This window comes from Streptomyces sp. NPDC048441, from assembly GCF_043200235.1.
Classification (GTDB): Bacteria; Actinomycetota; Actinomycetes; order Streptomycetales; family Streptomycetaceae; genus Streptomyces.
On record NZ_JBICXM010000003.1, the window covers coordinates 327,236 to 347,300 of the forward strand.

The following is a 20,065-nucleotide window of genomic DNA, read 5'->3' on the forward strand; positions in this document are numbered from 1 at the left end:
ATACTCGGGGGATGACCGCGCAGAGGGCTCCGAGTGACGACGCCTCCGTCGCCCCGTACGACGCTGTGGTGCTCGCCGGTGGCGGAGCCAGGCGGCTCGGCGGGGCGGACAAGCCCGGTGTGCGGGTGGGCGGCCGGGCACTGCTCGACCGGGTGCTCGGCGCGTGCTCCGGCGCGGGGGTGACCATCGTCGTGGCCGCGCCTCGTCCCGCCGCGCGCCCCGTGGTGTGGGCGCGCGAGGAGCCCGCCGGGTCGGGGCCGCTCGCCGCGCTCGACGCGGGGCTGCGGTGTGCCGGGGCGGATCTTGTCGTGGTGCTCTCCGCCGATCTGCCGTTCCTGGGGGAGCCGACGGTCCTGCGCCTCCTTGCCGCGCTGCGGGAGAGCGATGCGGACGGCGCGGTGCTCACGGACCCCGGCGGACGGGATCAGCCGCTGGTCGCGGCCTACCGGAGTGCGTCGCTGCGGCGTGAGATCGGGCTCCTGTCCGCCGAGCACGATGGTGTGACGGGGCTTCCGTTGCGGTTGCTCACCGCGCGGCTCGAACTCACCCGGGTCGCCGACCCTGTCGCGTCCTTCGACTGCGACACCTGGGACGACATCGCGGCCGCCAGGGCGCGTATCAGGGAGCATGGGCACGTGTTGGATGAATGGATTTCCGCAGTCAAGGACGAACTGGGCATCGAGCTCGACGTCGACACCGGCGTCCTGCTCGACCTCGCCCGCGACGCCGCGCACGGCGTGGCCAGGCCCGCGGCTCCGCTGACCACCTTCCTGGTGGGGTACGCGGCGGCGCAGGCGGCAGCGGGCGGCGGGCCGGAAGCGGTGGCCGACGCGGCCCGCAAGGCGGCGGCGCTGGCCACGCGGTGGGCGGAGGAAGGCGGCCCCCCGGCGGAGCCGGGCCCGAAACCGGCCGGGAAACCGGAGCCGGGCCCGAAACCGGCCGGGAAACCGGGGGCGGTGCCTGAGACGGCGCCTGAGCCGATGCCTGGGGTGGCACCGGATTCCACCCCCGACCCGGCGTCAGGTGCCGAGCCCGGTGTGCGGCCGGACGACGCGGGATGAGCGGGCCACATGCTTCGGATGCCGACGTGGATGAGGCGCTCGCGTTGGTGAACGAGGATCGTCAGGGCCGTGCGCCCGCGCCCGCGCCGAGGACACCGCCCACGGCATCACCCGCCGCCGGTCAGGGCCAGGCCAAGCACCGCGACGCCACCCCCTGGCCCGGGGCCCGCACCACCGCGGCCCGCGCCCCCCGGCCCGCTCCCGCCGCCACCGTCCCGCTGGATCAAGCCCTCGGTCTTGTCCTCGCAGCGCCCCTCACCGCACTCACCGATCTCCCCTCCTTCGACACCTCCGCCATGGACGGCTGGGTCGTCGCGGGACCCGGGCCCTGGGATGTCCAGGATGTTCAGGGGGACGGGATTCTGGCCGGGGAAGGGCGGGCCCCCGCGCTCGGGGACGGGGAGGCTGTGCGCATCGCCACCGGGGCGCGCATTCCGCGGGATGCCACCGCCGTCATCCGCAGCGAGCACGGCCTCACCGACGACAAGGGGCGGCTGCACCCCCAGCGTGACGTCACGCAGGGGCAGGACATCCGGCCGCGCGGCCAGGAATGCCGCTCCGGGGATCAACTCCTGCCGGCCGGTGGAGTGGTGACGCCCGCGCTGCTCGGACTCGCCGCCGCCGCCGGATACGACCAGTTGTCCGTCGTCCCCCGGCCCCGCGTCGAAGTCCTGATCCTGGGCGACGAGTTGCTGACCGAGGGGCTCCCCCACGAGGGCCTCATCCGCGACGCCCTCGGGCCTATGCTGCCGCCCTGGCTTCGCTCGCTCGGCGCGGAAGTCATCGCCGTACGCAGGCTCGGTGATGATGCCGAGGCGTTGCACAAGGCGATCACCACCTCCGCCGCCGACCTCATCGTCACCACCGGCGGTACCGCATCCGGCCCCGTCGACCACGTCCACCCCATCCTGCGCCGCATCGGCGCCGAACTCCTCGTGGACGGCGTCGCCGTGCGCCCCGGGCACCCCATGCTGCTCGCCCGAATCCGGCCCGGCCGGCACCTCGTAGGCTTGCCCGGCAATCCGCTCGCAGCCGTCTCCGGCCTGCTGACCCTGGCCGAACCCCTGCTGCGTACGCTCTCCGGGCGCCCGGCCCCGTCGACGTACACCGCTGCTGTGAGCGAGGACGTGCACGGGCATCCGCACGACACCCGCCTCGTCCCCGTCACCCTCCGCGCCGATCACGCGGTGCCGCTGCGCTACAACGGCCCGGCGATGCTGCGCGGGATCGCGGTGGCCGACAGCCTCGTGGTCGTCCCGCCGGGCGGCGCACGGCAGGGCCAGGAGCTGGAAGTCCTCGACCTCCCCTGGGCCGCTGCCCTGCCGGAAGCGGGCACCCCCACAGTTACAGGCACCCCCACAGTCACGGGCACCCCCACAGACGCGGTCGGGGAGTGTTTCACGTGAAACTTCCCGGCCACGACGCGATCGCCCGCAACCCCGACGAACACCTCGTGACCCACCGGATCAAGCTGCCCCGACGGGTCGTCGAGCGGCCCTTGGTGCAGGTCGGCAGGCGGTTGCTCATGGCACTCGCCGTGCTGGCCCTGACGACCTTCATCGTCTGGATCGACCGTGACGGCTACCACGACAACTCGGACAACGGGCTCGACTTCCTCGACGCCGCCTACTACTCCACCGTCACGCTCTCGACCACCGGCTACGGCGACATCGTCCCGTACAGCGACAGCGCCCGGCTCTGCAACATCCTCCTGATCACGCCGCTGCGCGTGCTCTTCCTGATCATCCTGGTCGGTACCACCCTTGAAGTACTCACGGAGCGGACGCGCGAGGAATGGCGTCTGAACCGCTGGAGGTCCAACTTGCGTGAACACACCGTCGTCGTCGGCTTCGGCACGAAGGGCCGATCCGCGATCCAGACCGTCTGCGCGACCGGTCTGAAGCCCGAGCAGATCGTGGTCGTCGACCCGAGCGCGAAGGTCGTCGACGCCGCCACAGCGGAGGGCTACGCGGGCGTCATCGGCGACGCGACGCGCAGCGACGTGCTGCTCCGTGCCGAGGTGCAGCGCGCCCGGCAGATCATCATCGCGACCCAGCGCGACGACACCGCGGTCCTGGTCACGCTGACCGCCCGGCAGATGAACCGCGGGGCGAAGATCGTGGCCGCGGTGCGCGAGGAGGAGAACGCCCCGCTGCTCCGGCAGTCCGGCGCCGACGCGGTGATCACCAGCGCCAGCGCGGCGGGACGGCTGCTCGGCCTCTCCGTGCTCAGCCCCAGCGCGGGCATGGTCATGGAGGATCTGATCCAGCAGGGCAGCGGGCTCGATCTCGTCGAGCGGCCGGTGATAAAGGCCGAGGTGGGGCTCGGCGTCCGGGAGACGGACGACCTGGTGGTCAGTGTCGTACGCGGTCATCGGGTGCTCGGCTACGACGATCCTGCCGTCGGAAAGCTGCAGTTGATGGACCGTCTCATCACCATCGTGCGGGCGACGGCGACGTCACCGATGGCGCCCGACGCCCGCTCGAACCCGCCGCGCGGTGGTCTCCGCACGTAGTCGAACCGGCTGGAATCCGCAGGGAGTAGCCTCGCCCGCATGTATGCGATCACGATCCCCGAAGCCGGCGGCCCCGAAGCGCTCGTATGGGCGGAGGTCCCCGATCCCGTACCCGGTGATGGCGAGGTCCTGGTCGAGGTCGCGGCCAGCGCCGTGAACCGCGCCGACCTGCTCCAGCGCCAGGGCTTCTACAACCCCCCGCCCGGCTCGTCCCCCTACCCGGGACTCGAGTGCTCGGGCCGCGTCACGGACATCGGCGCGGGCGTATCCGGCTGGGAGATCGGCGACGAGGTGTGCGCGCTGCTCGCCGGCGGTGGATACGCCGAGCAGGTCGTCGTCCCCGCCGGTCAGCTGCTGCCCGTGCCCGACGGCGTCGACCTCGTCACGGCGGCCGGACTGCCCGAGGTGACCTCCACGGTCTGGTCCAACGTCTTCATGATTTCGCACCTCCGCCCCGGCGAGACGTTCCTCGTGCACGGCGGATCGAGCGGCATCGGCACCATGGCGATCCAGCTGGCGAAGGCCGTCGGCGCCAAGGTCGCGGTCACGGCGGGCAGCAACGAGAAGCTCGACTTCTGCCGGGAGCTCGGCGCGGACATCCTCATCAACTACCGCGAGCAGGACTTCGTCGAGGAGATCAAGAAGGCCACGGACGGCGCGGGCGCGGATGTCATCCTCGACAACATGGGCGCCAAGTACCTGGACCGGAATGTGCAGTCCCTCGCGACGAGCGGCCGACTCGCGATCATCGGTATGCAGGGCGGCGTCAAGGGCGAGCTGAACATCGCCACGCTCCTGACCAAGCGGGCCGCCGTCACGGCGACCTCGCTGCGGGGGCGTCCCGCCGGGGAGAAGGCGTCGATCGTCGCGGCGGTGCGGGAGCATGTGTGGCCGCTGATCGGTGCGGGGCATGTGCGGCCGATTGTCGACCGTACGGTGCCGATGAGGGACGCGGCGGCCGCGCATCGCGTGCTGGAAGAGAGTGCGCACATCGGGAAGGTGCTGCTCGTTCGCTGAGCGGGCTGTTGGAACACTGTGCTCGACCTGCGGCCCGGTGGGGGCTGAGCGCGCAGTTCCCCGCGCCCCTGACGGGACGCCGAGCAGTTCCCCGCGCTCCTGACGGGACGCCGAGCAGTTCCCCGTGTCCCTGACGGGACGCCGAGATGCCGGAGTTACGTAGCTGTGTGACGCTTTATGCAGCTTCAGTTATCTCTCTTCATCTTGGCAACCCGGTGACGGGAGGGGGCCAGTGCGATGACTTCATGGCTTCGCCCCTTGTTGGTTCTGATGGTGCTCCTGGCCGTCTCACCCGTCATCTCATCCGCGTCTCTCTCGTACGCCGCCGACCCCTCCCCCAGCGAGACCCGCGCCGGAAGTGCCTCCGGCGAAGGACGTGCCCGGCCGGGGCGTGCGGACCCACTGCCACCACCGCCCCCTCCCGTGTCCGTGCCCGCCCATAAGCCGGTGCCGGTGCCGACACCGAGGCAGGAAGCGGCATCGAAGCCGATCCAGCGCACCGCCGCCGGGCCCGCCGTCCCCGGCCTGAGTGTGCTGCCGCTGGGCAGCGGACTGGTCCTCGTCGGTCTCGGCCTCGGCTTCTTCGCCGTACGGTTGCGCGGCGGCTGACACGGCAGGCGCCCTCGTACACGGTGGATCAGGCGCAATTGGGGGCACCACCGATGTGTGATGTACGGGTGCGAGAGAATGGCTGCATGGAAATGCCGAGGAACGAAAGGTCGCCGGAGAGCCCCCAGGTCCTGGTCGTGGGCCAGGACGGAATGGCGCTTGGCGGCGGCGGAGACGACGACTCCCGCGAGGTCCCGGTGACGGAGATGGTCGAACAGCCGGCAAAGGTCATGCGCATCGGCAGCATGATCAAGCAGTTGCTCGAGGAGGTGCGCGCGGCACCTCTCGACGAGGCGAGCCGGGTGCGGCTCAAGGAGATCCACGCGAGTTCCGTCAAGGAGCTCGAGGACGGTCTCGCCCCCGAGCTCGTCGAGGAGCTCGAGCGTCTCTCCCTCCCCTTCACCGACGACGGAGTGCCCAGCGACGCCGAACTGCGCATCGCGCAGGCCCAGCTGGTGGGCTGGCTCGAGGGGCTCTTCCACGGGATCCAGACGACACTCTTCGCGCAGCAGATGGCGGCGCGGGCGCAGCTCGAATCGATGCGGCGCGCGTTGCCGCCCGGTGCGGGCGGCGGCGAGGAGGACGAGGACGGCGGCATCGCTGGGCGGACCGGAGGGCCTTACCTGTGAGCTTCCGAGCTTCCGAGCCTCTGAACCTCTGAACCTCTGAACCTCTGAACCTCTGAGCCTCTGAATCTCTGAGCCGCTGAATCTCTGAGCCTCTGAATCTCTGAGCGGTCGCCTGACATGTGAAGAGCGCAGCGCGAAGGGCCCGGTCACTCGTGACCGGGCCCTTCGCGTGTGTCAGGTACTGCGGTCGATCAGGCCGGATTGCCCGTGGAGATGTCGAACTGGATGTCCACGTCGTCCGGGTCGACGTCGGAACCCTCCTTCGGGGACTGCCGCATGACGGTGTCCTTCCCGTAGGTGTTCTCGTCGACGTCCCTCTCGTCCGACTGCCAGCCGGCCGCCTGGAGGCACTTCTGCACGGACTTCCAGTCCCTGAACGTGAAGTCAGGGACCTTGATCTTGTTCTCGTCGTTGTACGCCGTTTCGGGCTCGGTGCAGTCCGTGGTTTCCATCGTGTTGCTCCGGTCGGGGCCTCGATACCCCGCAACCGGCGCGTTCGACTTCTTGTCCTTGGCGCTCTTGCCGCCCTCGTCGTCGCCACCGTTCAGCGACATCGCCGTGATCAGACCGCCGATGGCGAGCAGTGCGACGACGATCGAGCCGACGATCACCGGCATGTTCCGCTTGCCGCCGCCCGAGCCGGATCCGCCGCCCTGACCGTGGGCCGCGGTCTGTCCGGGCTGCGGCGAGAGCGTGTACGGCGGCGGGGTCTGCGAGGCCTGCGGGGCGTACGCGTTCGTGGGCGCCGGGGTCTGGTAGCCACCCTGCTGCGGATAGCCGTAGCCCGGGGTCACGGGGGCCGGGGCCGGGGTGGCAGGGCCGTAAGGACCCGGCTGGTACGGCGTCTGGACGCCGCCCTGCTGCGGCAGCGAGGAGTCGACCGGCGGGAAGACCGAGGCACCGACGCCCGCGCCGCTCGTCGTCTGTGCGCCCGGCACGATGCTCGGGGCGGCGGCCTGGAAGGACTGGGCCACGCGCAGGCACTCGTCGCGCATCGACTCGGCGGTCGGGAAACGCTCGTTCGGGTTCTTCTTGAGCGCGCGGGCGACGATCGCGTCGACGGCCGGCGGCAGCGAGCGGTTGATCGAGGACGGAGCGACCGGCTCCTCCTGGACGTGCGCATACGCGATGGCCAGCGGTGAGTCCGCCTCGAAGGGCAGCCGCCCGGTGGTCAGCTGGAACAGCATGATGCCGACGGAATAGAGGTCGGACCTGGCGTCGACGCCGCGGCCGAGGGCCTGCTCCGGGGAGAGGTACTGGGGGGTGCCGACGACCATGCCGGTCTGCGTCATGGAGGTGACGCCGGACTGCATGGCGCGGGCGATGCCGAAGTCCATGACCTTGACGACGTTGCGCTTCGTCATCATCACGTTGCCCGGCTTGATGTCGCGGTGGACCAGACCCATCTCGTGGCTGATCTCGAGCGCCGCCAGGACATCCGCGGTGATCTTCAGCGCCTGGTCGCTCGGCATCGCGCCGAACTGGGCGACGGACGCGTCGAGCACGGAGCCGAGCGGCTTGCCCTCCACGTACTCCATGACGATGTACGGCATCGTCGTGCCGTCGAGATCGTCCTCGCCGGTGTCGAAGACCGAGACGATGTTCGTGTGCGTGAGCTTGGCCACCGACTGGGCCTCGCGACGGAAGCGCTCGCGGAAGGATTGCTCGCGGCCGAGTTCGCTGTGAAGCGTCTTGATCGCGACTTGACGGTCGAGTACGGAGTCGTACGCCAGGTGAACGGAGGCCATGCCGCCTTCACCGAGAAGATCGCGCAGCTGGTACCGGCCACCGGCCAGCGAGCGCCCCGCATACCGTCCCTGTGCGCCGTCCTGGCTGCTCATGTCGTGCGTCCCCCATCGGCGCGGTGTGCCGGACGGCTCCGCGATCGCTGATCGATTCCCGCTATTCCTGGCCAAGTCTGCCCGAGGGCAGTGACACGTCAAGCTCGATGCCCGTTCCGTGACCGTACGCGCAAGAAGCGTCTCGGAAGCGTTACAAGTTTGCGCGCGACGGCCCCCGGAGGGTTTGATGTCCGGTCCACCTCGAACCGGCGCGCCGCGCGAAGGCTGTAGCGTGGCCCGGCGGGGCTCCCCTAGTACCACCAAGCACCACGACGAGTACCACCAAGCACCACGACCAGAAACGACGGCGAGGACTGATGGCACAGACGCAGCGCGCTCAGGGCCCGTCCGACCCCGAGGCGACTGGCGGCGGTATGTCGGATGCGCCGGAGTTGTGGGGTAATGGCGGCCTTGTCGGGGATGGTCGATATCGACTGACCTACAGACTCGGCCGGGGCGGCATGGCAGAGGTGTTCGCGGCCGAGGACGTACGTCTCGGTCGTACGGTCGCCGTCAAACTGCTCCGTTCCGACCTCGCCGAGGACCCGGTCTCCAAGGCCCGCTTCACACGCGAGGCCCAGTCGGTCGCGGGACTCAACCACCACGCGGTGGTGGCGGTCTACGACTCCGGCGAGGACGCGGTCGGGCCGAGCATCGTCCCGTACATCGTCATGGAGATCGTCGAGGGCCGGACGATCCGCGATCTGCTCCTCAACGCGGAGGCGCCGGGCCCCGAGCAGGCCCTGATCATCGTCTCCGGAGTGCTCGAAGCGCTCGCGTACTCGCACCAGCACGGCATCGTGCACCGCGACATCAAGCCCGCGAACGTGATCATCACCAACACCGGCGCGGTCAAGGTCATGGACTTCGGCATCGCCCGTGCGCTGCACGGCGCGCAGTCGACGATGACGCAGACCGGCATGGTCATGGGCACGCCCCAGTACCTCTCCCCGGAGCAGGCGCTCGGCAAGGCCGTCGACCACCGCTCCGACCTGTACGCGACCGGCTGTCTGCTCTACGAACTCCTCGCGCTGCGGCCCCCGTTCACCGGTGAGACGCCGCTCTCCGTGGTCTACCAGCACGTCCAGGACATCCCCGTGCCGCCGTCCGAGACCTCGGACGCGGCACCGCCGGAGCTGGACGGCCTGGTGATGCGTTCGCTTGCCAAGGACCCGGACGACCGGTTCCAGACCGCCGAGGAGATGCGCGGTCTCGTCCAGTACGGCCTGCAGATGCTGCACGAGCAGGGCAGCCACACCGGGACCTGGAACACCGGACCCGTCGACGTCGCGGGGATGCACCAGGGCGGCAGCACCCCGGCGATGGGCGTCGCGGGTACCACCGCGATGCAGCACCCGGGCGACTCGGGCACCGCGCAGATCCCCGGCCCGATGCTGCGTCCGCCGGGCGACGACGGCGGCTTCGACGGCTACAACGACAGGAACGGCAAGGGCGGCGGCCGCGGCAAGATGTGGATCCTCGCCGTGCTCGCGATCATCGCGATCGCCGTGGGTGTCGCGTTCGCGCTGACGTCGGGCGACGACAAGCCGAAGGACAAGGACGCCCCGACGAAGGCGCCGACCAAGCAGTCGGAGTCGAAGAAGCCGAGCAAGAGCCCGTCGGATGAGACCTCGGACGACGCCACGCAGCCCGGCGACGGCTCCGGAGGTCAGGGCGACTACACCCCGTCGGCGCCGCCGACCACCGACTACACGCCTTCGCCCACCGAGAGCCAGTCGTCGGAAGACACGACGGAGCCGACGGACGATCCCACGGAGCCGACGGACGACCCGACGGAGCCGACGGACGATCCGCCCACGACCCCTACGGACGATCCGCCGGTGACCGGCGACCCGGCCGGCGGGATCGGCGGCGACGAGGGCGGCTGAAGCGTGTAGCGCACCAGCGCACTCAGCTGCGACAGGAACCAACGGCACGCGCGCGTGGAGCCCTTCCGGGCTCCACGCGCGCGTGTCGCGTTGTAGCTGGTTCTACGTGGTCATGGCGCGGTCACGGTGCACTCATGGTGCCCTGAAGATGCCGCTTCCGGCCGCCCTGCAGCGTATGCACGGTCGCCAGCTGCGGCTCTATGCGCAGATAGACCGGGTCGTAGAGGTCGCCGTCCACGTAGTGCGGACCCGGGCCGAAGAGTTCAAGCTCGGCGTTGGTCGGCTCGATGGCCTCGCAGACGCCGACGAACTGCACGATCCACTGTCCCGCGCCCGCGCCCGTGCCCTCGCCCGGTCCCGTGTCCTTGCTCGCGGCGTTGAGATTGTCCGCTCCGTAGGCGACGACGCTGCCGATGCAGGCCTGGTGGTAGCCGTATCCCTTGTGCATCCGCAGCAGAATGTGCCCGTCCACGACGATGTGACGGGCGGCGGCGAGGAAGGGCAGCGCGCGCATACTGGTCGCCACCCGGCCGTATTCGGTACGGCCGAGCAGTTCGAAGGCGAGCCGTTCGTCCTGTTCGTCGATGGGCATGAGTCCACCCTCTGGCACGGGCAGGGGGCCCGGAAAGAGGAGCCCGCCCCTAGGGGACCGGGACGTAAGTCCCTCAGATCACGAACACCGTTTTGCCCCGCGCCCCGCCCGCCCGGTTCTTGGCGATGGCTCGTGGCGCCCTCTCCAAGGGGACCTCGGCATCGATGAGGGGATCGAGGGCTCCCTTGGCGGCTGCCGTGGCCAGGATGTCGAGCAGTTCGGAACTGGCGTCGAGCTCGAAGTCGATGACCTCGACGCCGTCCGGGGACGAGGACGAGGTCTGCGCCGGGTCGGCGGCGAAGCGGGTGGTGAGGGCGACACCGCCGTCGCGGACGAGGGCGGCGCCGGCCGCGAAGGACTCGGGGTCGGCGGAGACCAGGTCGACCAGGGCGTCGACGCCCTCCGCGTACTCGAAGCGGACCGCGGCCGCCAGGTCGGCGGAGGTGGTGTCGATGGTGACGGCGGCGCCGAGCGCGCCCATGCGGTGCTTCTCCGCGCCGCGTACGGCCGCGAGAACGCGTACGTCACGGGCTGCGGCGAGCTGGGTGAGGACGGTGCCCACGCCGCCCGTGGCGCCGATGACCAGGAGGCTCTCGCACTCGCGGATCGCGGCGGTCTGAAGGATCTGCGCCGCCGTCATCCCGGCGGTCGGCAGGACGGCCGCGTTCTCCATGCTGAGACCGGGCGGCACGGCGGAGATGACGGAGTCCTGCGGCATGGTCACGTACTCGGCGAAACTGCCCGTGCCCACGGGAGGCCGGGACGCCTGGCCGAAGACGGGGTCGCCGATCCGGAAGCGCTCGACGTCCGAGCCGACCGCGTCCACCCGGCCTGCGAAGTCCATGCCCATGACCAGGGGAAAGACGTGCGGGGCTTTGCCTTCGAGGAGGCCGTCGGCGGCCTGCCAGTCGAAGGGGTTCAGCGCGGCGTAGTCGACCCTGACGAGCACTTCACCAGGGCCCGGTACGGGATCCGGCACTTCCACCAGCTCGGGCTCGGCCTTGAACGCCCTGACCGCGACAGCTCGCATGGGGGAAACGCCTTCCTGACGGCCCCCCTGGCCCCCTGGCACCCCTGGCCGCTCTGCGGTGGCTCAGTGCTTCTCCGCCTGCAAACGTGCCACATACGCGGCTGCCTGCGAGCGTCGCTCCATGCCCAGTTTGGAGAGCAGACTGGAGACGTAATTCTTGATCGTCTTCTCGGCGAGGTGCAGCCGCTCACCGATCACCCGGTTCGTCAGGCCCTCGCCGATCAGGTCGAGGATCTTCCGCTCCTGGTCGGTGAGGCTGGCCATGCGGGTGTCGCCCTTGGGGGCGTTGCCGTCGCGCAGACGCTCGAGGACCCGGGCCGTGGCAACGGGGTCGAGCAGGGACTTTCCGGCCGCCACGTCACGTACGGCGGAGAGCAGTTCATTGCCGCGAATGGCCTTCAGGACATAACCGGAAGCGCCCGCCATGATCGCGTCGAAGAGAGCCTCGTCATCCGCGAACGAGGTGAGCATCAGGCATTTGATGTCCTCATTACCTGAACGGATCTCACGGCATACCTCTACGCCGCTGCCGTCCGGAAGACGCACGTCGAGCACGGCCACATCGGGGCGCGTGGCCGGGATCCTGACCAGGGCGTCAGCCGCCGTACCGGCCTCGCCGACGACCTCGATGTCGGATTCCACGGAGAGCAGCTCATGGACTCCTCGCCGCACCACTTCATGGTCGTCGAGGAGAAATACCGTAATTTTTCCGTCTTCGCGCACGGAGTCAGTCTCACACACGATCTCTCCCAGTGCCTGAGCTGAACTCTTCCCGTGCGTGGGGTGGCCGGGATAACGTGCCGGTGTTCCGGCCCCCTGCCAGGCTGTGATCAGTGCTGTGACCAGGAAGTGTTCCCGACTTTCTCGATTTACTCGGAAATCCAAGCAGTCAGGTACTTGGAAATCCAAGCAAATTCGCAGGTCAGATGGGGTTTCACAGAATTGGCGAGCACTGGGTAACGTGCATTGTGCAGGGCGCTCGCCGGGGCACCTGTCACGCCTGTTCCCGGCCGAGTCGCACCCACCCCGTGCGCGGGCACGGATCAGGCGAGCCGCACTGGCCTACCCGGTAACCCCCGGGGGCCGGACCGACGGAGGAGCACACGTGACCGTGGAGAGCACCGCCGCGCGCACACCGCGCCGCAGCACTACGAGCGGCGGCAAGCGCACGAGCGCAAAGAAGGCCGCGCCCAAGAAGAGCACGGAGCCGCAGCTTGTCCAGCTGCTGACGCCTGAGGGCAAGCGGGTCAAGAATCCCGAGTACGACGCGTACGTCGCGGACATCACCGCCGACGAACTGCGCGCCCTGTATCGCGACATGGTCCTCACCCGCCGCTTCGACGCCGAGGCCACCTCCCTGCAACGCCAGGGCGAGCTGGGCCTGTGGGCTTCGCTGCTCGGCCAGGAGGCCGCCCAGATCGGCTCGGGCCGTGCCACGCGCGAGGACGACTACGTCTTCCCGACCTACCGCGAGCACGGCGTCGCCTGGTGCCGCGGGGTCGACCCGGCCAACCTGCTCGGCATGTTCCGCGGTGTGAACCACGGCGGCTGGGACCCGAACACCAACAACTTCCACCTGTACACGATCGTCATCGGCTCGCAGACCCTGCACGCGACCGGGTATGCGATGGGCGTGGCCAAGGACGGCGCGGACTCGGCCGTGATCGCGTACTTCGGAGACGGCGCATCGAGCCAGGGCGACGTCGCGGAGGCCTTCACCTTCTCCGCGGTCTACAACGCTCCTGTCGTGTTCTTCTGCCAGAACAACCAGTGGGCGATCTCCGAGCCCACCGAGAAGCAGACCCGGGTGCCGCTCTACCAGCGCGCACAGGGCTTCGGCTTCCCGGGTGTGCGGGTCGACGGCAACGACGTGCTCGCCGTGCTCGCCGTCACCAAGTGGGCTCTCGAGAGGGCGCGTACGGGCGAGGGCCCGGCGCTGATCGAGGCGTTCACCTACCGCATGGGCGCGCACACCACGTCCGACGACCCGACCAAGTACCGCAGCGACGACGAGCGCGAGGCCTGGGAGGCGAAGGACCCGATCCTGCGCCTGCGCACCCACCTCGAGGCCGAAGGTCACGCTGATGAGGGATTTTTCGCGGAACTCGAGGCGGAGAGCGAAGCGTTGGGAAAGCGAGTGCGAGAGGTGGTGCGGGCGATGCCGGATCCGGATCTGATGGCGATCTTCGAGAACGCGTATGCGGACGGGCATGCGCTGGTCGACGAGGAGCGCGCGCAGTTCGCCGCGTACCAGGCGTCGTTCGCTGAGGGCGGGGAGGGCAAGTAACCATGGGCGTACAGAAACTTCCTCTTGCCAAGGCGATCAACGAATCGCTGCGTACGGCGCTCGACACCGACCCCAAGGTCCTCATCATGGGCGAGGACGTCGGCAAGCTCGGCGGCGTCTTCCGGGTGACGGACGGGCTGCAGAAGGACTTCGGCGAGGACCGGGTCATCGACACCCCGCTCGCCGAGTCGGGCATCGTGGGCACGGCGATCGGGCTCGCGCTGCGTGGCTACCGGCCCGTGGTGGAGATCCAGTTCGACGGATTCGTCTTCCCCGCGTACGACCAGATCGTCACGCAGCTCGCGAAGATGCACGCCCGCGCGCTCGGCAAGATCAAGATGCCGGTCGTCATCCGCATTCCGTACGGCGGCGGCATCGGCGCCGTCGAGCACCACAGCGAGTCCCCCGAGGCCCTGTTCGCGCACGTCGCGGGCCTCAAGGTGGTCTCTCCCTCGAATTCCTCGGACGCCTACTGGATGATGCAGCAGGCCATCCAGAGCGACGACCCGGTGATCTTCTTCGAACCGAAGCGGCGTTACTGGGACAAGAGCGAGGTCGACACGGACTCCATCCCGGGTCCGCTGCACAAGGCCCGCGTCGCACGCGAGGGCACGGACCTGACGCTCGCCGCGTACGGCCCGATGGTGAAGGTCTGTCTGGAGGCAGCGGCAGCCGCCGCTGAAGAGGGCAAGTCCCTTGAAGTGGTGGACATGCGCTCCATGTCGCCGATGGACTTCGACACCGTGCAGGCCTCGGTCGAGAAGACCCGGCGGCTCGTCGTGGTCCATGAGGCCCCGGTCTTCCTGGGCACGGGCGCGGAGCTCGCGGCGCGCATCACCGAGCGCTGCTTCTACCACCTCGAAGCTCCCGTGCTGCGGGTCGGCGGTTTCCACGTGCCGTATCCGCCGGCGCGGTTGGAAGAGGAGTATCTGCCGGGCCTCGACCGGGTGCTCGACACTGTCGACCGCTCGCTTGCGTACTGAGGAGAGGGGCGTGACGACGATGACAGACGCTGCGCTGGCCGAGTTCAAGATGCCCGACGTGGGCGAGGGGCTCACCGAGGCAGAAATCCTCAAGTGGTTCGTGGCGCCGGGCGACACGGTCACCGACGGGCAGGTGGTGTGCGAGGTCGAGACGGCCAAGGCCGCCGTCGAGCTGCCCATTCCCTTCAACGGTGTCGTACGGGAACTGCGCTTCCCCGAGGGCACGACGGTCGACGTCGGCCAGGTGATCATCGCGGTCGACGTGTCCGGGGGAGCCGCGGCTTCCGCGCCCGCGGAGGTAGCTGCCGCCCCGGTAGCTGCCGCCCCGGAGCCGGAGGCGGCTCCCGAGCCGGAGGCCGCTTCCACCGGTCGCCAGCCCGTGCTCGTGGGCTATGGAGTGGCCGAGTCCTCGACGAAGCGCCGCGCACGCAAGTCCGTGCCGGAGCAGGCCGATGAGCCGCCCGCCGGTACGTATTACGCGGCCGCGGTGCAGGCCGAGCTGAACGGCTCGAGCACGGCAGCGCAGGTGACCGCCCCTTCGGGGACGCGTCCGCTGGCCAAGCCGCCGGTGCGTAAGCTCGCCAAGGACCTGGGAGTCGACCTCACGGCCATCGTCCCGTCCGGTCCCGACGGGATCATCACGCGCGAGGACGTGCACGCGGCGGTGGCTCCGGTTTCCGCTCCGCAACCCGTGTCCGCGCCGCAGCCGGTGGTGACCGAGGCGCAGGCACCTGCCGCCGCTGCCCCCTCCGTGGTGGGCGGCACCGACGCCCGTGAGACCCGGATCCCCGTCAAGGGCGTCCGCAAGGCCATCGCCCAGGCGATGGTCGGCTCGGCCTTCACGGCGCCGCATGTCACGGAGTTCGTGACGGTGGACGTGACGCGGACGATGAAGCTCGTGGAGGAGCTGAAGCAGGACAAGGCCTTCGCCGGCCTGCGGGTCAATCCGCTCCTGCTCATCTCCAAGGCCCTGCTCGTGGCGATCCGGCGCAATCCCGCCGTCAACGCGGCCTGGGACGAGGCGAATCAGGAGATCGTCCAGAAGCACTATGTGAATCTGGGCATCGCCGCGGCGACCCCGCGCGGCCTGATCGTCCCGAACATCAAGGACGCGCACGCCAAGACGCTCCCCGAACTGGCCGAGGGCCTCGGTGAGTTGGTGTCCACGGCCCGCGAGGGCAAGACCTCGCCGGGCGCGATGCAGGGCGGCACGGTCACCATCACGAACGTCGGCGTCTTCGGCGTCGACACCGGTACGCCGATCCTGAACCCCGGCGAGTCCGCGATCCTCGCTGTCGGCTCGATCAAGCTCCAGCCGTGGGTCCACAAGGGCAAGGTCAAGCCGCGTCAGGTCACGACGCTCGCGCTCTCTTTCGACCACCGCCTGGTCGACGGCGAGCTCGGCTCCAAGGTGCTCGCCGATGTGGCGGCGATCCTGGAGCAGCCCAAGCGGCTCATGACTTGGGCGTAAGCAGTAAGCAGTAAGCAGTAGGCAGTAGGCAGTACGACGATGGGGCCCGCCGCAGTACGCGGCGGGCCCCATCGTCGTATCCGGGGATACAGGTATCCCCGTATCCCCGTAAAGGGCTACTTCTTGAAGCCGTAGTCCATCAGCTTCTTCGCGTCCGACGTCCGGTTGGCCACGGAGGTGGAGGTGAGGACCGTGCCGATGACCGTCTTGCCGCTACGGGTCGCGGCGAAGACGAGGCAGTACTTGGCCTGCGGTCCTGATCCTGTCTTCACGCCGATCGCGCCGCTGTAGCTGCTGAGCAGGTTGTTCGTGTTGCTCCACGACATGTAGCGGTAGCCGCCGGTCTTCGTCGTGACCTTCTGCTTCGTCGACTTCGTCTTCACGACCGTACGGAACGTGGAGCTCTTCATCGCGCTGCTGGCGAGCTTCGTCAGGTCGCGGGGCGTGGAGTAGTTGCCCGCACCGCCGATGCCGTCGAACGAGTCGAAGTGGGTGTTCGTCAGGCCGAGGCTCCTGGCCTGGGTGTTCATCTTGCCGATGAACGACTTCACGCGCGCGGAGCGGGTGGTGCCCTTGCCGAACTTGTCGGCGAGCGCGTACGCCGCGTCGCAGCCGGACGGCAGCATCAGGCCGTACAGGAGCTGGCGGACGGTGACCTTGTCGCCGACGATGAGGCGGGCGGACGAGGCGGTGTTCTTGACGATGTAGTCGCTGTACGCCTTCTCGATCTTGACCTTGGAATTGAGGTTCAGGTTCGACTGCGCAAGCACCACCTTCGCCGTCATGATCTTGGTGGTGGAGCCGGTGGACCGGCGGGTGTCCGCGGCCTTGGTGAAGAGGGACTTGCCCGTGCCGTTGTTCATGACGAAGCCGCCCTTGGCGGCGATCGACGGCTTGGGCAGCGCGGCCGCATGGGCCGGGGTCGTGAGGGCTCCGCCCGCGAGTACCGCACCCGCCGTGACGATAACGGCCGATGCGCGACGAATGCCCTTAATGGGGGTTTTCAAGGTCTATGCTCCAAATGCCCCTGGAATGCGGCCACATGAGGGTGCCGCTCGATGGTGAGACGCATGAGGGGGGCGGATGGATGTGCTCACGTACGGGTGATGTCCGGATCGTGGAATAGACGACCTCATGGGTACGTGTTGTATCTATGCTGTGCGCATGTCTGTCGCTCCCGCCTCGTCCCCCACTCCAGCTCCAGCTCCTCCTCCAGCTCCCACTCCAGCTTTGAAGCAGCCGCCCGCCGCCGAGCGCGTGTACGCGCACGTCAAGCAGGGTGTGCTCGACCGGCGCTACGAGGGCGGCACGCTGCTCACCGAGGGTGAGCTCGCCGAGGCCGTCGGGGTGTCCCGCACGCCGGTGCGCGAGGCTCTCCTGAAGCTGGAGGTGGAGGGGCTTCTCCGGCTCTACCCGAAGAAGGGGGCACTGGTTCTGCCGGTGTCCGCGCAGGAGATCGCCGATGTCGTCGAGACGCGGCTCCTTGTGGAGGTCCATTCGGTGCGCAAGGCGGTGCCCGCGCCTCCGGCGTTGATCGCCCGGCTCGAGGAGTTGCTGCGGCAGCAGCGGGAGCAGGCCGCCGCGGGGGCCCTCTCGGAAGCGGCGGTCACTGACCGCTGCTTTCACGCCGAGATCGTGCGGAGCGGGGGGAACGAGATCCTTTCCCGCCTGTACGACCAGCTTCGTGATCGGCAGTTGCGGATGGGGGTCGCTGTGATGCAGTCCCATCCTGACCGGATCGCCAAGACCCTCGCTGAGCACGAGGAGCTTCTCGGGGCTTTGCGGGCCGCTGACGCGGAGGCTGCGGAGGGTGTCGTCACCCGGCACGTCGGGTGGTTTCGGGAGCTTGCCCGGGGTGAGGTCCGATGAGGCTTTCTTCTGCCGCTTCGCGGCATTCTTCCCGCACGCCCACCCGGAACTCCGCAGCACACGAGCGCCGAAGAAGCACCTCCGGGCGCGCCCGGAGGTGCTCCTGATGAGCGCGGCCTCCGCCCCCGTCTCCCTCCCCGGTGATCCCCCCGGCGGCAAGAAGGCCATGCTCGTCTGGGGCATCGGCGTAGCCGTCTACTTCGTCGCCGTCATCTTCCGGACCTCGCTCGGTGTCGCCGGGCTCGACGCCACCGACCGCTTTCACGTCAACGCGTCCGCGCTCTCCACCTTCTCGATCCTCCAACTCCTCGTCTACGCGGGTATGCAGATACCCGTCGGCCTGATGGTCGACAGGCTCGGCACCAAGAAGGTCCTCACCATCGGAGTCGTCCTCTTCACGCTCGGGCAGCTCGGCTTCGCGTTCTCGCCCTCGTACGGGATGGCGCTCGCGTCCCGCGCGCTGCTCGGCTGCGGTGACGCGCTGACGTTCATCAGCGTGCTGCGGCTCGGCACCCGCTGGTTCCCGGCCCGGCGCGGCCCGATGGTCGCCCAGCTCGCGGGCCTCGTCGGCATGGCGGGCAACCTCGTCTCCACCCTCGTCCTCGCCCGGCTCCTGCACTCCGTCGGCTGGACCGCGGCCTTCGCCGGCAGCGCGCTCTGCGGTGTCGTCGTCCTCGTACTGATGACGCTGTTCCTCAAGGACCACCCCGAGGGCCACGAACCGGAGCCCGTGCGGCACACCGGCGGTGCCTTCGTGCGCAAGCAGATCGCCCTGAGCTGGCGCGAACCCGGCACCCGGCTCGGGCTCTGGGTGCACTTCACCACGCAGTTCCCCGCGATGGTGTTCCTGCTCCTGTGGGGGCTGCCGTTTCTGGTCGAGGCGCAGGGGCTCTCGCGGGCGACGGCGGGGACGCTGCTCACCCTCGTAGTGCTGTCCAACATGACGGTGGGCCTGGTCTACGGGCAGGTCGTCGCCCGGCACCACGCAGCACGCACACCGCTGGCCATCGGCACGGTCGCGGCGACCGCCGTCATGTGGGCGGCCACGATCCACTATCCCGGCGACCACGCGCCGATGGGGCTCCTCATCGCCCTGTGTGCCGTGCTCGGCGCGTGCGGCCCCGCATCCATGATCGGCTTCGACTTCGCGCGGCCCGCGAACCCGCCGGAGCGCCAGGGCACGGCGTCCGGCATCGTGAACATGGGCGGCTTCGTCGCCTCCATGACGACACTGCTCGCCATCGGCGTGCTCCTGGACGCGACCGGCGACAACTACCGGATCGCCTTCTCCGCCGTCTTCGTCCTCGAAGCGGTCGGCCTCAGCCAGATCCTGCGGCTGCGGACGCGCGCGGTGCGCCGGGAGAAGGAGCGGCTTGTCGCCAGCCGCGTGGAGGCCGTGCACGTCCCTGTCTGAGGCCTCCTGGGGGGAGGGCTACGGAGTGACCGCGAAGTCCCGCAGGATGGCCTCACCGAGGGCATGATCGCCCTCGATCTTGATCCGGTCGGCCACTGAACCGAGCGTGATACGGCCGCACGCGAGGCGGAAGTACGTATCCCAGTCCAGGCTCAGCGTGGCGAGCGGGCCGAGCGAGGGGGCGCTGTCGACCGTGGCGTGGCCGTCCGCGTCGACGCGGACCGTGCGCAGGAACTCGACGGGGCCGCTCACATCGAAGACGACCGCCGAATTCACCGGCGCCCCTGCCTTCTTGGCGACCACGTCGGCGAGGCCGTGCAGGAGGAGGTCGCGGGCCACGTACGCCCCCTGCGAGTCCAGGTTGCCGGGCTTCTTCAGCGTCGTACGCAGATCCTGCTCATGGACCCAGACATCGAACGCGCGCAGCCGCGTGGCCAGTTCGAGGGTCTGCTCGGTGCCGAGCGGGCCGCGGATCTTGTGGGAGGGGTCACGCGATTCGTTCCGCAGCTGACGCGTGCGGCGGATGACCGTGTACTCCAGCTCCGATGTCATCTCGGGCGCCGTGTGGTGGCGCCGGACGTCGACCTGCATCTCCATGTAGCGCTGGCCCTCGGTCTGTACGTGGTACAGATCGCGGGGCAGGGTGTGGATGGGGCGCGGATCGCCCAGCATCTCGCAGTCCAGGCCTATGACATGGGAGACGATGTCCCGCACAGACCAACCGGGGCAGGGCGTGGCCCAGTTCCACTCCGCCTCGGCGAGCGGTGACACCAGCTCGGATATGGCTGATACGGATTGGGTCCAGGCGTCGGCATAGGTTTGCAGGCTGGGATGGAGACTCACGGGACCCCTCGGTCG

18 protein-coding genes are annotated in these 20,065 nt (G+C 69.3%); 12 read left to right on the forward strand and 6 right to left on the reverse strand.

Annotated elements, in window-relative coordinates:
- Positions 1 to 11: 11 nt before the first annotated feature.
- The 6 genes from ACGFSB_RS09450 (at position 12) to ACGFSB_RS09475 (ending at position 5,831) form a co-directional block, all read left to right on the forward strand.
- A complete protein-coding gene (locus ACGFSB_RS09450) occupies positions 12 to 1,061 on the forward strand; it encodes an NTP transferase domain-containing protein (RefSeq protein WP_393396428.1) in 1,050 nt (349 codons plus the stop codon).
- The gene (locus ACGFSB_RS09455) at positions 1,058 to 2,467 is read left to right on the forward strand and encodes a molybdopterin molybdotransferase MoeA (RefSeq protein ID WP_393396429.1); all 1,410 of its coding nucleotides are present in this window, start codon (positions 1,058 to 1,060) and stop codon (positions 2,465 to 2,467) included. Before ACGFSB_RS09450 ends, ACGFSB_RS09455 begins: the two co-directional genes overlap by 4 nt.
- A complete protein-coding gene (locus tag ACGFSB_RS09460) occupies positions 2,464 to 3,576 on the forward strand; it encodes a potassium channel family protein (RefSeq protein ID WP_393396431.1) in 1,113 nt (370 codons plus the stop codon). Before ACGFSB_RS09455 ends, ACGFSB_RS09460 begins: the two co-directional genes overlap by 4 nt.
- A 39-nt stretch (positions 3,577 to 3,615) precedes the next feature.
- Positions 3,616 to 4,593 carry an NAD(P)H-quinone oxidoreductase gene (locus tag ACGFSB_RS09465; protein WP_393396433.1) on the forward strand — a complete coding sequence of 326 codons (978 nt, stop codon included), beginning with the start codon at positions 3,616 to 3,618 and terminating at the stop codon, positions 4,591 to 4,593.
- A gap of 237 nt (positions 4,594 to 4,830) precedes the next feature.
- Entirely contained in the window at positions 4,831 to 5,202 is a 372-nt protein-coding gene (locus ACGFSB_RS09470) for a hypothetical protein (RefSeq protein WP_393396435.1), read from the forward strand.
- An 86-nt stretch (positions 5,203 to 5,288) separates the two neighbouring features.
- Entirely contained in the window at positions 5,289 to 5,831 is a 543-nt protein-coding gene (locus ACGFSB_RS09475) for a bacterial proteasome activator family protein (RefSeq protein ID WP_393396437.1), read from the forward strand.
- 191 nt (positions 5,832 to 6,022) lie between these two features.
- On the opposite strand, the gene ACGFSB_RS09480 is transcribed toward ACGFSB_RS09475, so the two are convergent.
- Positions 6,023 to 7,672 (reverse strand): protein kinase, encoded by a 1,650-nt coding sequence (locus tag ACGFSB_RS09480; RefSeq protein WP_393396439.1) that lies wholly within the window; start codon positions 7,670 to 7,672, stop codon positions 6,023 to 6,025.
- 317 nt (positions 7,673 to 7,989) lie between these two features.
- On the opposite strand from ACGFSB_RS09480, the gene ACGFSB_RS09485 reads away from it, so the two are divergent.
- Complete coding sequence (locus tag ACGFSB_RS09485) at positions 7,990 to 9,561, forward strand: protein kinase (protein WP_393396441.1); 1,572 nt, start codon at positions 7,990 to 7,992, stop codon at positions 9,559 to 9,561.
- A 121-nt stretch (positions 9,562 to 9,682) separates the two neighbouring features.
- Here ACGFSB_RS09485 and ACGFSB_RS09490 read toward each other — a convergent pair whose 3' ends face one another.
- From ACGFSB_RS09490 to ACGFSB_RS09500, 3 genes are all read right to left on the reverse strand, one after another.
- Positions 9,683 to 10,153 carry a pyridoxamine 5'-phosphate oxidase family protein gene (locus ACGFSB_RS09490; protein WP_393396443.1) on the reverse strand — a complete coding sequence of 157 codons (471 nt, stop codon included), beginning with the start codon at positions 10,151 to 10,153 and terminating at the stop codon, positions 9,683 to 9,685.
- 73 nt (positions 10,154 to 10,226) lie between these two features.
- A complete protein-coding gene (locus tag ACGFSB_RS09495) occupies positions 10,227 to 11,183 on the reverse strand; it encodes a zinc-binding alcohol dehydrogenase family protein (RefSeq protein WP_393396445.1) in 957 nt (318 codons plus the stop codon).
- A gap of 63 nt (positions 11,184 to 11,246) precedes the next feature.
- Complete coding sequence (locus ACGFSB_RS09500) at positions 11,247 to 11,906, reverse strand: response regulator (protein WP_393396447.1); 660 nt, start codon at positions 11,904 to 11,906, stop codon at positions 11,247 to 11,249.
- A gap of 382 nt (positions 11,907 to 12,288) precedes the next feature.
- Here ACGFSB_RS09500 and pdhA point away from each other — a divergent pair, with 382 nt between their 5' ends.
- The 3 genes from pdhA to ACGFSB_RS09515 are packed head-to-tail and all read left to right on the forward strand — an operon-like array spanning position 12,289 to position 15,924.
- Entirely contained in the window at positions 12,289 to 13,470 is a 1,182-nt protein-coding gene (gene pdhA / locus ACGFSB_RS09505; protein ID WP_393396449.1) for a pyruvate dehydrogenase (acetyl-transferring) E1 component subunit alpha, read from the forward strand.
- Between the two features lie 2 nt (positions 13,471 to 13,472).
- Positions 13,473 to 14,453: an alpha-ketoacid dehydrogenase subunit beta gene (locus tag ACGFSB_RS09510; protein ID WP_393396451.1), complete on the forward strand. Its 981-nt coding sequence runs from the start codon at positions 13,473 to 13,475 to the stop codon at positions 14,451 to 14,453.
- 10 nt (positions 14,454 to 14,463) lie between these two features.
- Positions 14,464 to 15,924, forward strand: a complete 1,461-nt coding sequence (locus tag ACGFSB_RS09515) for a dihydrolipoamide acetyltransferase family protein (protein ID WP_393396453.1) — start codon at positions 14,464 to 14,466, stop codon at positions 15,922 to 15,924.
- Positions 15,925 to 16,040: 116 nt separating this feature from the next.
- On the opposite strand, the gene ACGFSB_RS09520 is transcribed toward ACGFSB_RS09515, so the two are convergent.
- Positions 16,041 to 16,931: a D-alanyl-D-alanine carboxypeptidase family protein gene (locus ACGFSB_RS09520; protein ID WP_393396455.1), complete on the reverse strand. Its 891-nt coding sequence runs from the start codon at positions 16,929 to 16,931 to the stop codon at positions 16,041 to 16,043.
- 157 nt (positions 16,932 to 17,088) lie between these two features.
- Here ACGFSB_RS09520 and ACGFSB_RS09525 point away from each other — a divergent pair, with 157 nt between their 5' ends.
- Both ACGFSB_RS09525 and ACGFSB_RS09530 read left to right on the forward strand, forming a co-directional pair.
- A complete protein-coding gene (locus ACGFSB_RS09525; protein ID WP_393396457.1) occupies positions 17,089 to 17,793 on the forward strand; it encodes a GntR family transcriptional regulator in 705 nt (234 codons plus the stop codon).
- 106 nt (positions 17,794 to 17,899) lie between these two features.
- Positions 17,900 to 19,207 (forward strand): nitrate/nitrite transporter, encoded by a 1,308-nt coding sequence (locus ACGFSB_RS09530; RefSeq protein ID WP_393397030.1) that lies wholly within the window; start codon positions 17,900 to 17,902, stop codon positions 19,205 to 19,207.
- Between the two features lie 18 nt (positions 19,208 to 19,225).
- Here ACGFSB_RS09530 and ACGFSB_RS09535 read toward each other — a convergent pair whose 3' ends face one another.
- Positions 19,226 to 20,050, reverse strand: a complete 825-nt coding sequence (locus tag ACGFSB_RS09535; protein ID WP_393396459.1) for a maleylpyruvate isomerase family mycothiol-dependent enzyme — start codon at positions 20,048 to 20,050, stop codon at positions 19,226 to 19,228.
- Positions 20,051 to 20,065 lie beyond the last annotated feature (15 nt).